The sequence below is a fragment of the Agrococcus citreus genome, from assembly GCF_039527715.1.
Lineage (GTDB): Bacteria > Actinomycetota > Actinomycetes > Actinomycetales > Microbacteriaceae > Agrococcus > Agrococcus citreus.
Genome location: NZ_BAAAKK010000001.1, coordinates 106,283 through 119,800, shown reverse-complemented (window position 1 = coordinate 119,800; position 13,518 = coordinate 106,283). Strand labels below are relative to the sequence as shown.

Sequence of the window (13,518 nt, the reverse complement as noted above, 5' to 3'; positions counted from 1 at the left end):
GGGGGCGCCGCTGCGTCGTCGCTCGCGTCGGTCAGCCGACGATGAGCTTCTTGTTCATGAACTCCTCCATGCCGTGCGGGCCCAGCTCGCGGCCGAAGCCGGAGCGCTTGGTGCCGCCGAAGGGCATGTCGTAGTCCTCGGAGCCCGCGCCGTTGATCGAGACCATGCCGGCGTCGAGCCGGTCGGCGACGGCGAGCGCGAGCTCGGGGTCGGTGCACCACAGCCGCGAGCCGAGCCCGAAGGGCGTGTCGTTGGCGATCCGCACAGCGTCGTCGACGTCCTTCGCGCGGTAGACGGTGCCGACCGGCCCGAAGAGCTCCTCGCGGTAGGCCTCCATGTCGTCGGTGACGCCGCCGAGCAGCGCAGGACGCACGCGCGTGTCGCCCGACTCGCCCAGCTCGCCCGCGAGCACCTGCGCACCCTCGGCGAGGGCCGAGGCCGTCTGCTCGCGCAACCGGTCGGCTGCGGCCTGCGACGAGAGCGGTCCGACGAGCGCGTCCTCGTCCTCGGGCCCGCCGACCTCGAGCGCCGTGACCGCCTCGGCGAGCTTCGTCGAGAACTCGTCGTAGAGCTCGTCGACCACGATGAAGCGCTTCGACGCGTTGCAGGACTGGCCGGAGTTCTCCATCCGGGTCTCGACGGCGGCCTCGACCACCGCGTCCATGTCGTCGGTCGAGAGCACGACGAAGGGGTCGGAGCCACCGAGCTCGAGCACGACCTTCTTGAGGTGCCGGCCGGCGATCTCGGCGACCGCGGCACCCGCGCGCTCGGAGCCGGTGAGCGAGACGCCGCGCACGCGCGGGTCGGGGATGACGATCTCGCCGATCTGGTCGTTCGTCGCGAAGATGTTCTCGTAGGCGCCGGCGGGCAGGCCCGCCTCCTCGAGGATCTCGGCGATGACGGTCGCCGACCACGGGCACTGCGGCGCGTGCTTGAGCAGCACCGTGTTGCCGAGCATGAGGTTCGGGAAGGCGAAGCGCGCGACCTGGTAGTAGGGGAAGTTCCAGGGCATGATGCCGAGGATGACGCCCTGGGCCGACTTGCGGATGCGCGCGTCGACGCCCGTGCGGACCTCGAGCACCTCGTCGGCGAGGAAGCGCTCGGCGTTGTCGGCGTAGTAGTGGATGATCTCGCTCGAGAACTCGGCCTCGGCCACGCCCTGCGCGAGCGGCTTGCCCATCTCGGTGCGGATGATCTCGGCGAGCTCGCGCGAGCGCGACGCGAACGCGTCGGCGGCGCGGCCGAGGATGGCGGCGCGCTCGGCCATGGGCGTGCTGCGCCACGGCTCGAAGGCGGCGTGCGCTCGCTCGATGGCGGCGCGCACCTCACCGTCTGTCGCGGTCGGGAACTCCTTGACGACCTGGCCGGTATAGGGGTCGGTGACCCGGTACTCGCTCACGCCATTGCCTCCTCGCAGCGTCGATGGATCACCAGCGTAGTGGCGGTCGCTACGAGGAGCAGCCGTCCGCCGCGGGAGCGCCCGCGAAGCGATCGGCGGTCCACGCGCGCAGCTCCGGCAGCAGCGGCGACTCGCCCGTGACGACGCCCATGTGGTCGAGCCCCGGGTAGGTGCGGTAGTCGATCGCCTGCCCCTCGGCGCACCGCGCGGCGACGTAGCCGTCCTGCGCCTGCGCGGTGATGAGCGAGTCGGCGCCGCCCTGCGCGAGCAGCAGCGGTGCGCCGATCGGCAGCGTCGGCACGTTCTCGGCCGCCCGCTCCCCCAGCTCGCCGTCACCGGGTCGCTGCGACCACACCCGGCCGTCGCTCACGATCGAGGTGGCGAGCGACACGAGCGTGCTCGGATCGGTCAGGCAGCGCTGCTGCATCGACTCGACCATGATGCGGGCACCCGGGCGCACGTAGTCGCCGGACGCGACCTCCGGGTAGGCCTCGACGTAGGCGGCGAGCGCGAACGCCCCGAACACCGCGCCGACCGGAGAGCCGGTGATCCCGTCGAGCAGCGCCGGCAGATCGGTCGCGGGCGCCATCGCCGCGACGCCCACGATCGACAGCTCGGGCGCGTAGCCCGCCGCGAGCCCGCCCGCCCAGAGCGCGGCGTGGCCGCCCTGCGAGTGACCCCACAGCACCGTGTCGGTGCCGAGGCCCGCCTCGAGCTGCTGCGCGGCGCGGATGGCGTCGAGCACGCTCCGCCCCTCGCCCTCGCCGATCAGGTACGGCTGGCTGCCCGCCGTCCCGAGCCCGGCGTAGTCGGTCGCCACGACGGCCCAGCCGGCGGCGAGCGTCGCGCCGAGATCGGGCATCGCGCCGGCGACGAAGGGCTCCTCGAGCAGCGACGGCGCGCATCCGGTCGCGTAGCCGGTGGTGCCGTGCGCCCACGCGACGACCGGGTGGTCGTCGCCGGCGCCCGGCACGACGACGAGACCGGATGCGACGGCCGGCGAGCCGTCGGCGGCGGTCGTCGTGTACAGCATCCGCCACGCCGTCGCGCCCTCCGGCACCGCTCGCTGGAAGGGCTCGCTGCGCAGCAGCTGGCCGGGCTCGGCGGGCACGGCCGATGGCGCGTCGTAGAAGGCGTCGGGGCGCGGCACCCCGCTCAGCTGCACGCTCACGAGCAGGAGCGCCGCGGTGCCGACGAGCGCGAGCACGGCGCCGGCGCGTCGTCGGGCCCGCGCGCGCGGCGGCGCACCGGCACCGTCGGCCTCGACGGTGGAGGCGCCGGCGCGAGCGCGCCGGATCGCGTCGATCACGAGCGATCCGCCCAGCAGCACGAGCCGCACGCCGAGCACTGCCGCGACGACGAACACGGTCACGTCGGGCCACGCGAGCGCGACGATGCCGAGGAGCACCGATGCGGCCGCGAGCGCGAGCGCGGTCCAGCGGTCGCCGTCGGGGCTCCGGAGCGCGCGCACAGCGCCGATCGCTCCCGACAGCACGAGCGCGATGCCGACGACGAGCACGAGCCCGCCGATCGTGAGGCCGGGCACGGCGAGCACGAGCACGCCCGCGGCGATCCAGCCGAGCGCGAGCACGACGCGCAGCCAGGGCGCGTCGCGGCGGAGGAGCTCGGCGATCCCGTGCGCCACGAGCCCGACGGCGAGCAGCACGACGAGCACGCCGAGCGAGAGGAAGGGACGCACGGTCAGCACGATGCCGAGCACAGCGCACGCGGCGCCGACGGCGAGCGCGAGCGCCCACGGCAGCCTGGCCCCCGGGCGCGCTCGACGATCCTTCCCGGTGGTCAGCCCCATGGGGACGACGCTATCCGGGAGGATGCCTCACAACGTGCGACTCGCAGCCCGATGGTGGAGATGGGGGGAATCGAACCCCCGTCCAACGCTCATATCGTGCGGATTCTCCGGGTGCAGCTCAGGGAAGGCGTTCTGCTCGGCTCCGACCTTTGTCCTGAGCACCTAGGTCGACGAGCCCAGTCACAGTTCAAGTCCCGCGATGCCCTGTGACGCAGCATCGCAGCAATCCCTCAACATGACGCCAGGGTCCGGATCGAGGGCATCTCCGGTCTGACGGACTTCAGGCTCGCTTAAGCAGCGAGGGCGAAGTCGGTGCGCTTTGCATCGGCACCTATGGTTTTGCAGGGAGCGTTCAAGAGATAACCCTGCATCCTCTACCCGCTTCCCGCAGCAACCGAGACGTTGTCGAAACCGATCATCCCCGTGCTGGGTGCGAGTCGCACGCTGTGGAGTTGTCAATGCCGGATGCCTCCGGCGCGCTGGCGAGGCCAGCCCACCACGATACCGCGCGAGCGGGCTCATCGGCAAGGCTGGCTCAGCCGAAGAGCATCTCCGCCTCGCGGTAGCGGTGGTCGGGGACGCGCTTGAGCTCGCCGAGCGCATCCGACATCGGCACGCGGATGATCTCGGTGCCGCGCAGCGACACCATGCTCCCCCACGCCTCGGCGATGATCGCGTCGATGGCGGCGAGGCCGAAGCGCGTGGCGAGCACGCGGTCGGCGCCGCTCGGGGCGCCGCCGCGCTGGATGTGGCCGAGCACGGTCGAGCGCGACTCGATGCCCGTGCGCTCCTCGATCATCGGGGCGATGAGCTCGCCGATGCCGCCGAGCCGGGGCCGGTTCGACGCGTCGACGCCCTTGCGCGAGTACTCCTCGTCCATGCCCTCGAGCTTGAAGCCCTCCGAGACCACCACGAGCGGGGCGCGCCGCCGGTCGTAGACCGACTGCACGTAGTCGCAGATCCACTCGATCGATCGCGGCTGCTCGGGGATGAGCGTGACGTGCGCGCCGGTCGCGATGCCGGTGTGGAGCGCGATCCAGCCGACGTGCCGGCCCATCACCTCGAGCACCATGCAGCGCATGTGCGAGTCGCCCGTCGTGCGCAGCCGGTCGCCCGCCTCGGTCGCGATCTGCACCGCGGTGTCGAAGCCGAAGGTGTAGTCGGTGGCGTCGAGGTCGTTGTCGATCGTCTTCGGGACGCCGACGACCGGGAGGCCGTCGTCGGCGAGGCGGTTCGCCGCCGCGAGCGTGCCCTCGCCGCCGATCGCCATCACCGCGTCGATGCCGAGCCGCTCGAGCGTCTTCGCGATGCTCGCGGCGCCGCCGTTCGGGTGCTCGTAGGGGTTCGTGCGGCTCGTGCCGAGGATCGTGCCGCCGATGCGCGACGTGCCGCGCACCGACGAGCGGTTGAGCACGCGCACATCGCCCTCGACGAGGCCCCGGTAGCCGTCGCGGATGCCGACGAACTCGAGGCCGTGGTGCACCATGCCCGTGAGCACGGCGGCGCGGATGACTGCGTTGAGACCGGGGCAGTCGCCCCCGGACGTGAGGATGCCGACTCGCATTTCGCCTTCCGCCGGAGGGCCCTGGGTGAATCCTGCCGGCGACCCCATCCAAGCGGGCGCGCGAGCGATTGTCGAACCGCCGCTACGCGGCGACGATCACTCGTTCAAGCGGTTGCGGGTGCGCATGGCGCGCTCCGCCTCGCGCTTGTCCTGGCGCTCGCGCAGCGCGTGCCGCTTGTCGTACTCCTTCTTGCCCTTCGCGACGGCGAGCTCGACCTTCGCCCGCCCGTCCGAGAAGTAGAGCGAGAGCGGCACGAGCGTGTAGCCGCCCTGCGAGACCTTGGCCGCGAGCTTCTCGATCTCGGTGCGGTGCAGCAGCAGCTTGCGCTTGCGGCGGGGCGGGTGGTTCGTCCACGTGCCCTGCCCGTACTCGGCGATGTGCACGGCATCGAGCCACGCCTCGCCGTACTCGATGAAGGCGTAGCCGTCGACGAGCGACGCGCGACCCGCGCGCAGCGACTTCACCTCGGTGCCCGTGAGCACGAGGCCCGCCTCGACGCGGTCCTCGATCGTGTAGTCGTGGCGCGCCTTGCGGTTCTGGGCGACGACCTTCTGGCCCTGTTCGCGCGGCATGGCTGGCTCCCGGATCCTGGTGGCCCGACCTTCGGGCAGCCGCCCAGTCTAGCGGGCGGTCACACCTTCAAGTATCGCCGGATGGCGACGGCGGCGGCGACGCCCGCGAAGAGCACCCCGATGCCGATGAGCACGGGTGCCACGATGAGCGCGTCGTCGAGGCCCACGATCGCGATGGTCTGCAGCATCGGCGCGACGTAGCCCTGCAGCACGAAGTGCACCACCCCGAGCACCGCGCCGGCGGCGAGCACCGCCCCGATGAGCGCCGCGATCACCCCCTCGATGATGAAGGGGGTCTGGATGAACCGGTTCGACGCGCCCACGAGGCGCATGATCCCCAGCTCCCGCTTCCTGGAGAAGGCGGAGAGGCGGATGGTCGTGGAGATGAGCAGCACGGCGGCGACCAGCATGAGCACGGCCACGCCGATCGCGGCGAGGCTCGCGGTGTTGAGCACCTGGAAGATCGGTTCGAGCAGGGCGCGCTGGTCGCGCACCTCCAGCACCCCCGGGAGCGCCGTCGTCGCCTCCCGGATGAGGTCGGCGTCCTGCGGCGACGTGGGTCGCACCCAGAGCGCCTCGTTCATGGTCTCGGGGCTCGCGAAGTCGGCACTCGCCGTGCCGCCGAACTGCTCGATGAAGTGCTCGTACGCGAGCTGCCGGTCCTCGAACTGCACGTCGGCGACGTACGGCGCGATCGCGCCGCTCGAGAGCGTGTCGCGCACCGCCTCGATCTGCTCGGGCGTGGCCGCCGTCTGCGTGCAGGTGTCGGTCGAGTCGACCGGTCCGCAGAAGTAGATGCCCACTTGCGCGCGGTCGTACCAGAAGCCCTTCATCTGGTTGATCTGCATCTGCAGCAGGATCGCCGCGCCCACGAACGACAGCGAGATGAAGGTGACGAGCACGACCGAGACGACGACCGACAGGTTGCGGCGCAGGCCGTTCCAGACCTCCTGGGCGATGAGCTGGACCCTCACGCGAGCTCCTCCTCGGCGTGCTCGGCGAGCCGCCGGCGATAGCTGCCGTGCGCCTCGTCGCGCATGATGACGCCGGCGTCGAGCTCGACGACGCGCTTCTGCATCTCGTTGACGATGGATGCCTCGTGCGTCGCCATGACGACCGTCGTGCCGCCCTCGTTGATGCGCGCGAGCAGCGCCATGATGCCGGCGCTCGTCGACGGGTCGAGGTTGCCGGTGGGCTCGTCGGCGAGCAGGATCGGCGGGCGGTTGACGACGGCGCGCGCGATCGCGACGCGCTGCTGCTCGCCGCCCGAGAGCTCGTGCGGCAGGCGGCTCGCCTTGCCCGCGAGCCCGACCGTCTTCAGCACGTCCGGCACGGCCTCGGAGATGAATCCGCGGCTCTTGCCGATCACCTGCAGCGTGAACGCGACGTTCTCGTACACGGTCTTGTTGTTCAGCAGCCGGAAGTCCTGGAAGACGACACCGAGGTTGCGGCGGAAGAACGGCACGCGCCGGTTCGGGAGGGCCTTCAGCCGCTGGCCGAGCACGTGCACCTCCCCGGCCGAGGGGCGCTCCTCGCGCAGCACCATGCGGATGAGCGTGCTCTTGCCGGAACCGGAGGCGCCGACGAGGAACACGAACTCGCCCTTGAGGATCTCCAAGGAGACGCCGTCGAGGGCCGGGCGAGCCTTGCGGGAGTAGGTCTTCGAGACCTCGTCGAAGCGGATCATGACCTGTCGAGGGTATGCGCGACCGGTGGCGGGGCTCGCGCGCCGCACCGGCGGGTCCGGATTCCGCGGCGGCGCCCGAAGGAAACCACCGTTACCAATCTGTTATGATCGTCCTGTACGCGTGCTGCTCCGCGTCCCACCACTCCCCCGCACGACCCTTCCAGGGCACCGCTGTGCGCCGGCGGAGGCGGAAACACGGGCGACTTGGAGCAGCGCACTGCCTTGAGCAGAACCTGATAGAACCCTGACGCTCTGGTAGATTGCAGCGTCGGGTACGGCTCGAGAGCCACACCGAGCATCGCCGGGTCACGACGGCACGCTCGGTCCTCGCGCCGATGAGCGGCGGATCTGGTCCTCCACATCCGCGCGCCCGACACCACGGCACCCATGCCCACGCCGGCCCACCGCCGGCGCGCTCGATGGCGTGCATCCCAACGAGAGGCTCCCCCATTTCCATGACGCATGACCGCAATCCCGTCCCCGTGACGACCCGTGCCTCGAGCACGCGCCGCCGCACCCTCCGCGCCGCTGTCGCGACCTCCGTCGTCGCGCTCGCCGCGACGCTCATCCCCGCCACCGCGGCGACCGCTGCGCCCGTGATCGACCGCCCGGCGGCCGGCCCGGCATCGATGCCCGGCCCGAGCAACACCGGCGTGCCCGCCGGCGTGCAGCTGCGCGTCCACCGCGGCAACATGGTGATCACCACGCCCGGCACCGTCATCAGCGGCCTCGACATCCACGGCTACGTCGACGTCCGCGCGAAGAACGTGACGATCCGCAACTCGATCATCCGCGGCGGCGCCGCGAACGGCCAGGACTCGCTCGTGCGCAGCGCCTCGAACAACGCGAGCCTGACGATCACCGACAGCGAGCTCGTGCCGAACGTGCAGACGCCCAACATCGACGGGCTGCGCGGCTGGAACATCAACGCCCAGCGCCTCGACATCCACGGCGTCATCGACCCGGCCCACTTCTGGGGCTCCGGCAACGTGCAGCTGCGCGACTCGTGGATCCACGACAACCTGCACTACGCGAACGACCCGGGCTGGAACGGCGGCCCGAGCCACGACGACGGCGTGCAGATCCAGAGCGGCTCCGGCTACTGGATCACCGGCAACCGCATCGAGGGCGCGCACAACGCCGCCATCATGGTGACGCAGGACGCCGGCCGCGTGTCGAACGTCATGATCCGCGACAACTTCCTCGACCACGGCGGCTGCACGATCAACCTGCACGACAAGGGCAAGGGCCAGTTCCAGAACATCGACATCCGCGACAACGTCTTCGGCGCGAACTCGACGTTCAACTGCCAGATCATCCGCACCGCGGGCGACATCACGGCGACGGGCAACACGACCGTCACCGGCAAGGCGATGAAGATCAACAGCCACTGACCTGCCGACACCGGGCGCTCTCATCGACCCATCGTCACCGCGAACGGGCCGTCTCGTCCTCCGACGAGGCGGCCCGTTCGCGCGTCGTCAGTCGCGCCAGCGATCGAGGCTGCCGTCGGCGCGAGCGAGGCCGAGGATGCCGACGTGCGTCCGCTCGGGCTGGCCCCAGTAGCTGCGCTCGTAGAGCTCGTGCCGGGCACCGAAGCCGGTGCCGATCGCATCCCACAGCTCGCCCATGACCTCGAGCCGCTCGCGCGCATCCGCCCCGCCCGAGCCGCGCAGCAGCGGCTCGATCGGCGCGACGGGCTCGGTGCCGAGCGCCTCGAGCGGCACGGGCAGGTGCGCGAAGGCCGACGACAGCACCGTCTGCAGCGTGATGCGCATGCGGCTGTACGCGTCGGGCGCCATCGCCGAGAACGCGAGCGCCGCCCGGCTGCCGGGCCGGAGCGAATCGCCCGAGGGCTCCGCCTGCTCGATCATCGCGTCGCGCAGCCCGGCGACCGTGTGCCGGAAGGCGATCACCTCGCCGAGCGCCGCCTGCACGCCTCGACGCTCGCTCGTGCCCATGATCTCCGTCGCGCGCGCTGCGAGGCCCGCGATGTGCTCGAGCTTCGCCTCGAGGCGTGTCGCCGCCTGGAACGCGAGCCGTCGGTTCCAGCCGATCTCGCCGCCGTTGAAGGCGAGCATCGTCTCGGCGTCGCGCACGAGGACGTCGTCCCACGGCACGAGCACGTCGTCGAAGACGACGAGCGCGTCGTGCTCGGCGAACCTCGCGGCGAGCGGCTGGTCGTCGCGAGCGGGCGTGCCCCGCGTGTAGATCCGGATGCCCGGCGTGCCGACGGCGACCGACGCCGCGACCGCGAACGCATCCGTCTGCACCTCGCCGCCGAAGTGCGAGACGAGCAGCCGCTGCGCGGTCGCAGCGCCGGTGACGACCGCCTTCGCGCCGCGGACGACGATGCCCTCGTCCGTCTCTCGCACGACGTGCAGCACGATGTCGTCGATCTCGTCGGGCGGCAGGTCGCGGTCGACGGGCGGGTTGACGAGCGCTTGCGCGTAGTGGGTGACGTCGCGCTGGTCGCGCGCGAGCGCGGCGCGGACGTTGGGCTCGAACCGCCCGAAGGCCGGCGCGTGCGCGGCCATCGAGGTGATGAGCGCGCCCATGAACTCCGGTGTGCGGCCGACCCAGCCGTGCGTCATGCGCTGCCAGGCGCGGATCGCCTCGCGCTGCCGACGCAGGTCGTCGCGCGACTGCGGCACGGTCCAGAACGGATGCGTGAGGCCGGTGCCGTCGGCGGTCGGCACGAGCAGCGACGCGGCCCCGCCGTCGTGCAGCGCGTCGTAGAGACCGGCGATCGTGCGGGCGACGCCCGAGAGCTCGGGGTGCTCGGCGACGCGGTCGACCTGCACGCCGTCGTGCACGACGACCCGGCCGTCATCGAGGCTCGCGAGGTAGTCGCTGCCGGTCTGGGGCCGAGTCTCCACGGGCGTGCCTACTCCTGCTCGAGCTCGATCTGCTGCTGCTTGCGCCACTTGATGCCGGCGGCGATGAAGCCGTCGAGGTCGCCGTCGAACACGGCCGACGGGTTGTTGACCTCGTGGAGCGTGCGGAGGTCCTTCACCATCTGGTACGGCGCGAGCACGTAGGAGCGCATCTGGTCGCCCCAGCTCGCCGAGATGGTGCCGGCGAGCTGCTTCTTGCGCGCCGCCTCCTCCTCGCGCTTGAGCAGCATGAGTCGGCTCTGCAGCACGCGCATCGCGGCGGCGCGGTTCTGGATCTGGCTCTTCTCGTTCTGCATCGAGACCACGACGCCGGTCGGGAGGTGCGTGATGCGCACGGCGGAGTCGGTCGTGTTCACGCTCTGCCCGCCGGGGCCGGAGGAGCGGAAGACGTCGACGCGGATGTCGCCCTCGGGCACCTCGATCTCGTCGACCTGCTCGAACAGCGGCACGACCTCGACCGCCGCGAACGACGTCTGGCGCTTGCCGGCCGCGCCGAACGGGCTCATCCGCACGAGTCGGTGCGTGCCGGCCTCGACCGACATGTGCCCGAAGGCGTAGGGCGCGTCGATCTCGAACGACGCCGACTTGATGCCGGCCTCCTCCGCCCAGCTCGTCTCGTAGATCGTCACGGGCATGTCGTGCTGCTCGGCGTAGCGCAGGTACATGCGCATGAGCATCTCCGAGAAGTCGGATGCGTCGACGCCGCCGGCGCCGGCACGGATCGTGACGACCGCGGGCAGCGGGTCGAACTCGCCGTCGAGGAGCGTCTGGATCTCCATCTCGGCGACGAGCCTCTGGAGGCTCGCGAGCTCCTTGCGCGCCTCGATCTGGGTGGCCTCGTCGGCCTCCTCGTTCGCCATCTCGACGAGCACCTCGAGGTCGTCGATCCGCGACTCGGCCTCGGTGAGTCGACGCAGCGCGGTCTGCGCGTGGCTGAGCCGGCTCGTCACCTTCTGGGCTGCGGCGGTGTCGTCCCACAGGTCGGGGGCGCCTGCGGCCTCCGAGAGCCGCTCGATGTCGGCGGCGATCTTGTCGACGTCGGCCACCGCCTTGATGTCGGAGAACGTGGAGCGCAGGGCGGCGATGTCGCCGCCGATGTCGAGATCGGGCATGATCCCCCCAGCCTACCGAGGCGAGCGGTGTCCGCGCCCCACGGTCGTCGCGCATCCGATGCGTAGTCTCGCCTCATGAGCGGCGTCGACCAGTCGGAGCGCTTCCCGTGGCGCAAGGTGGCGGGAGCCGCCTACGTGCCGACCGCGGCGTTCGCGATCGGCGAGGGCGCCGTCATCCCCTACATCCCGCTCATCGCGGGCGACCTGGGCGCCTCGCTCGCGGTCGCCGCGATCGTCGCCGCGATGCTCACCGTCGGCCAGCTCGCGGGCGACGTGCCCGGCGGCAGCGTCGTGGCGCGCTTCGGCGAGCGGCCCTCGATGATCGCCGCCGGCCTGCTCGTGCTCGTCGCGCTCGCGATCGCGTTCTTCTCGACGAGCGTGTGGATGCTCGGCATCGCCATCTTCGTGCTCGGCCTCGGCCACGCGGTGTTCGCGCTCGCCCGGCACGCGTTCATGACCACCTTCGTGCCGATCCAGTACCGCGCGAGGGCGCTCTCGACGCTCGGCGGCATCTTCCGCATGGGCATGTTCGTCGGCCCGCTGCTCGGCTCGGCGGTGCTCGGCATCGGCCTGCCGGTCGCGTCGGTGTGGGTCATCTGCGCCATCGGCACCGTCGTCGCGATCGTCGTGCTCATCGTGCTCCCCGACCCGTCGACCGCGTTCGAGCGCACGCCGCTCACGACCGGCACGATCGAGCTGCGGGCCGAGCGCACCGGCATCGCTCAGGTCGTGCGGCAGCACGCGCGCGTGCTCGCGACCGTCGGCGTCGGCGCGGCGATGCTCTCGCTCGCCCGCTCCGCGCGCAACGTGCTGCTGCCGCTGTGGGCGGTGTCGATCGGGCTCGACGGTGTCACGACCGGTCTCGTGATCGGCATCGCGGGCGGCGTCGACTTCGCGCTCTTCTTCATCTCGGGCTGGGTGATGGACCGCTTCGGCCGCTTGTGGAGCGTCGTCCCGTCGCTGACGCTCATGGCGGCGGCGTTCGCGATGCTCGCCGTCTCGCACGACCTCGACGCGGCGACCGGATGGTTCGTGGCCGCGGCGCTCGTGCTGGCGCTCGGCAACGGGCTGGGCTCGGGCATCCTCATGACGCTCGGCGCCGACCTCGCCGACCGCCGCAACCCCGCGCCGTTCCTCGGCGCCTGGCGGCTCACGACCGACCTCGGCGGCGCGGCGGCACCGCTCCTCATCTCGCTGCTCGTCTCGGTCGCGTCGATCGCGTGGGCGGCCGGCGGACTCACGGCGCTCTGCATCGTCGGCGCGGGCATGCTGCTGCGCTGGCTGCCGCGCAAGCCGCGCGACTGACGGTCAGCCCGCTGCGCGCTCGCCGAGCAGGGTCGCGACGTGCGCGAGCAGGCCGTCGCCGTCGCGCCGCAGCAGGTACTCGAAGTCGGCGTCGGCGATGTGCGAGCCGTCGGCCTTCCAGAAGTGCCAGCGCACGTGCGCCCGCAGCAGCCGATCGGTGAGCACCGCGTGGTCGACGAGCGTGTGCGTCGCGCGGGCGAGGCCCCGCGCGCGGTACTCCGGGTGCGACCCGGCGAGGCCCGTCGCGAGCTCCTCGCGCGTCGCGACCGTGCCGATGAAGTTGTCGGTGACCATCATGCCGGGCTCGCCCCAGAGCGCCGCGGTCGCGGGCGCATCCATGTCGCCGAGCGTCTGCGCGTAGGCGCGGAAGTACGCGTCGAGCTCGGCTGCTGCGGCTGCTGCGGCGGCGGTCATGCCGTCACGCTAGCCGCGGCGGCGGCCGCGCGGGAGGCCCTACTCGTCGCGGCGGAGCTCCTGGCGAGCGGCGAGGTCGTTGGCGATCGACGTCGCCTCCTCGCGGAGCTCGTCATCGTTCAGCTCGCCCGCCTGCACCTGCTGCACGAGCTGGCGGAACGCCGGGTTCTCCATCAGCGCGCGGAGGCCGTCGGCGGCCTGCTCGGGACGCTCGACCGGGAGGCTCGCGGCGACCGCGTCGAAGTCGATCTCGGGCTCATCGGGCTGCGCGACCATGGCAGCGAGCGTAGCGCCGACGGCTGGAGCCCGCATGGCCAGGGGGTGCGGTCAGTCGACGAAGACCGCTCGCGCGGTCGACGTGACATCGAGGCGGAGCCCCGCCGGCAGGAACAGGGAGACGACCGGCGGGCTCCACGCGCTCGAGACGGTGACGCTCGCGCTCCGGTCGTCGGCGCTCGCGCCGTCGACTCGGACACCGTCGAGATCGGCCCCCGCGGTCGCGGCCCAGTCGGCGGCGGCCCGATCGACGGCCGCGTCGGCGAGCTCCGGAGCGGCGGTCGCGCCGTCGAAGCGCACCTGCTCGAGCGCGAACGCCTCGGCGGCCGCGAGCGCCGCCCGNNNCGCCCCGTCGGCGACGGTGTAGAGCCGGCGGCGCTCGATGAGCAGGCTCGTCGCCGCCGTGACCGCGACGATGAGCGCGAGGGCGAGGGCGGCGAAACCGATCGTCAGCACGAGCGTCGAGCCGTCCTCCTCGCGC

12 protein-coding genes and 1 other RNA gene are annotated in these 13,518 nt (G+C 71.9%); 2 read left to right on the top strand and 11 right to left on the bottom strand.

Annotated elements, in window-relative coordinates; translation table 11 throughout:
* Positions 1–31: 31 nt before the first annotated feature.
* From ABD106_RS00600 to ftsE, 7 genes are all read right to left on the bottom strand, one after another.
* Positions 32–1,399: an NAD-dependent succinate-semialdehyde dehydrogenase gene (locus ABD106_RS00600; RefSeq protein ID WP_343916288.1), complete on the bottom strand. Its 1,368-nt coding sequence runs from the start codon at positions 1,397–1,399 to the stop codon at positions 32–34.
* A 49-nt stretch (positions 1,400–1,448) separates the two neighbouring features.
* Positions 1,449–3,209 carry a lipase family protein gene (locus ABD106_RS00595; protein ID WP_343916285.1) on the bottom strand — a complete coding sequence of 587 codons (1,761 nt, stop codon included), beginning with the start codon at positions 3,207–3,209 and terminating at the stop codon, positions 1,449–1,451.
* A gap of 52 nt (positions 3,210–3,261) precedes the next feature.
* Positions 3,262–3,632: a transfer-messenger RNA gene (gene ssrA / locus ABD106_RS00590) on the bottom strand.
* 112 nt (positions 3,633–3,744) lie between these two features.
* Positions 3,745–4,773, bottom strand: a complete 1,029-nt coding sequence (locus ABD106_RS00585; RefSeq protein WP_343916283.1) for an ATP-dependent 6-phosphofructokinase — start codon at positions 4,771–4,773, stop codon at positions 3,745–3,747.
* 96 nt (positions 4,774–4,869) lie between these two features.
* Entirely contained in the window at positions 4,870–5,346 is a 477-nt protein-coding gene (gene smpB, locus ABD106_RS00580; RefSeq protein WP_343916281.1) for an SsrA-binding protein SmpB, read from the bottom strand.
* 59 nt (positions 5,347–5,405) lie between these two features.
* Entirely contained in the window at positions 5,406–6,320 is a 915-nt protein-coding gene (gene ftsX, locus ABD106_RS00575) for a permease-like cell division protein FtsX (protein ID WP_343916279.1), read from the bottom strand.
* Positions 6,317–7,033: a cell division ATP-binding protein FtsE gene (gene ftsE / locus ABD106_RS00570; protein ID WP_343916277.1), complete on the bottom strand. Its 717-nt coding sequence runs from the start codon at positions 7,031–7,033 to the stop codon at positions 6,317–6,319. Before ftsE ends, ftsX begins: the two co-directional genes overlap by 4 nt.
* A gap of 455 nt (positions 7,034–7,488) precedes the next feature.
* On the opposite strand from ftsE, the gene ABD106_RS00565 reads away from it, so the two are divergent.
* Positions 7,489–8,427 (top strand): right-handed parallel beta-helix repeat-containing protein, encoded by a 939-nt coding sequence (locus tag ABD106_RS00565; RefSeq protein WP_343916276.1) that lies wholly within the window; start codon positions 7,489–7,491, stop codon positions 8,425–8,427.
* Positions 8,428–8,514: 87 nt separating this feature from the next.
* Here the strand turns inward: ABD106_RS00565 and ABD106_RS00560 are convergent, their stop codons facing one another.
* Entirely contained in the window at positions 8,515–9,912 is a 1,398-nt protein-coding gene (locus ABD106_RS00560; protein ID WP_343916275.1) for a 4-hydroxyphenylacetate 3-hydroxylase N-terminal domain-containing protein, read from the bottom strand.
* An 8-nt stretch (positions 9,913–9,920) separates the two neighbouring features.
* Positions 9,921–11,042 (bottom strand): peptide chain release factor 2, encoded by a 1,122-nt coding sequence (gene prfB / locus ABD106_RS00555; protein WP_343916274.1) that lies wholly within the window; start codon positions 11,040–11,042, stop codon positions 9,921–9,923.
* A 75-nt stretch (positions 11,043–11,117) separates the two neighbouring features.
* On the opposite strand from prfB, the gene ABD106_RS00550 reads away from it, so the two are divergent.
* On the top strand, positions 11,118–12,347 hold the full coding sequence (locus tag ABD106_RS00550; RefSeq protein WP_343916273.1) for an MFS transporter: 1,230 nt from the start codon (positions 11,118–11,120) through the stop codon (positions 12,345–12,347).
* 3 nt (positions 12,348–12,350) lie between these two features.
* Here ABD106_RS00550 and ABD106_RS00545 read toward each other — a convergent pair whose 3' ends face one another.
* Both ABD106_RS00545 and ABD106_RS00540 read right to left on the bottom strand, forming a co-directional pair.
* Positions 12,351–12,761, bottom strand: a complete 411-nt coding sequence (locus tag ABD106_RS00545; protein WP_343916272.1) for a hypothetical protein — start codon at positions 12,759–12,761, stop codon at positions 12,351–12,353.
* 39 nt (positions 12,762–12,800) lie between these two features.
* Positions 12,801–13,037: a hypothetical protein gene (locus ABD106_RS00540; RefSeq protein WP_343916270.1), complete on the bottom strand. Its 237-nt coding sequence runs from the start codon at positions 13,035–13,037 to the stop codon at positions 12,801–12,803.
* Between the last annotated feature and the right edge of the window lie 481 nt (positions 13,038–13,518).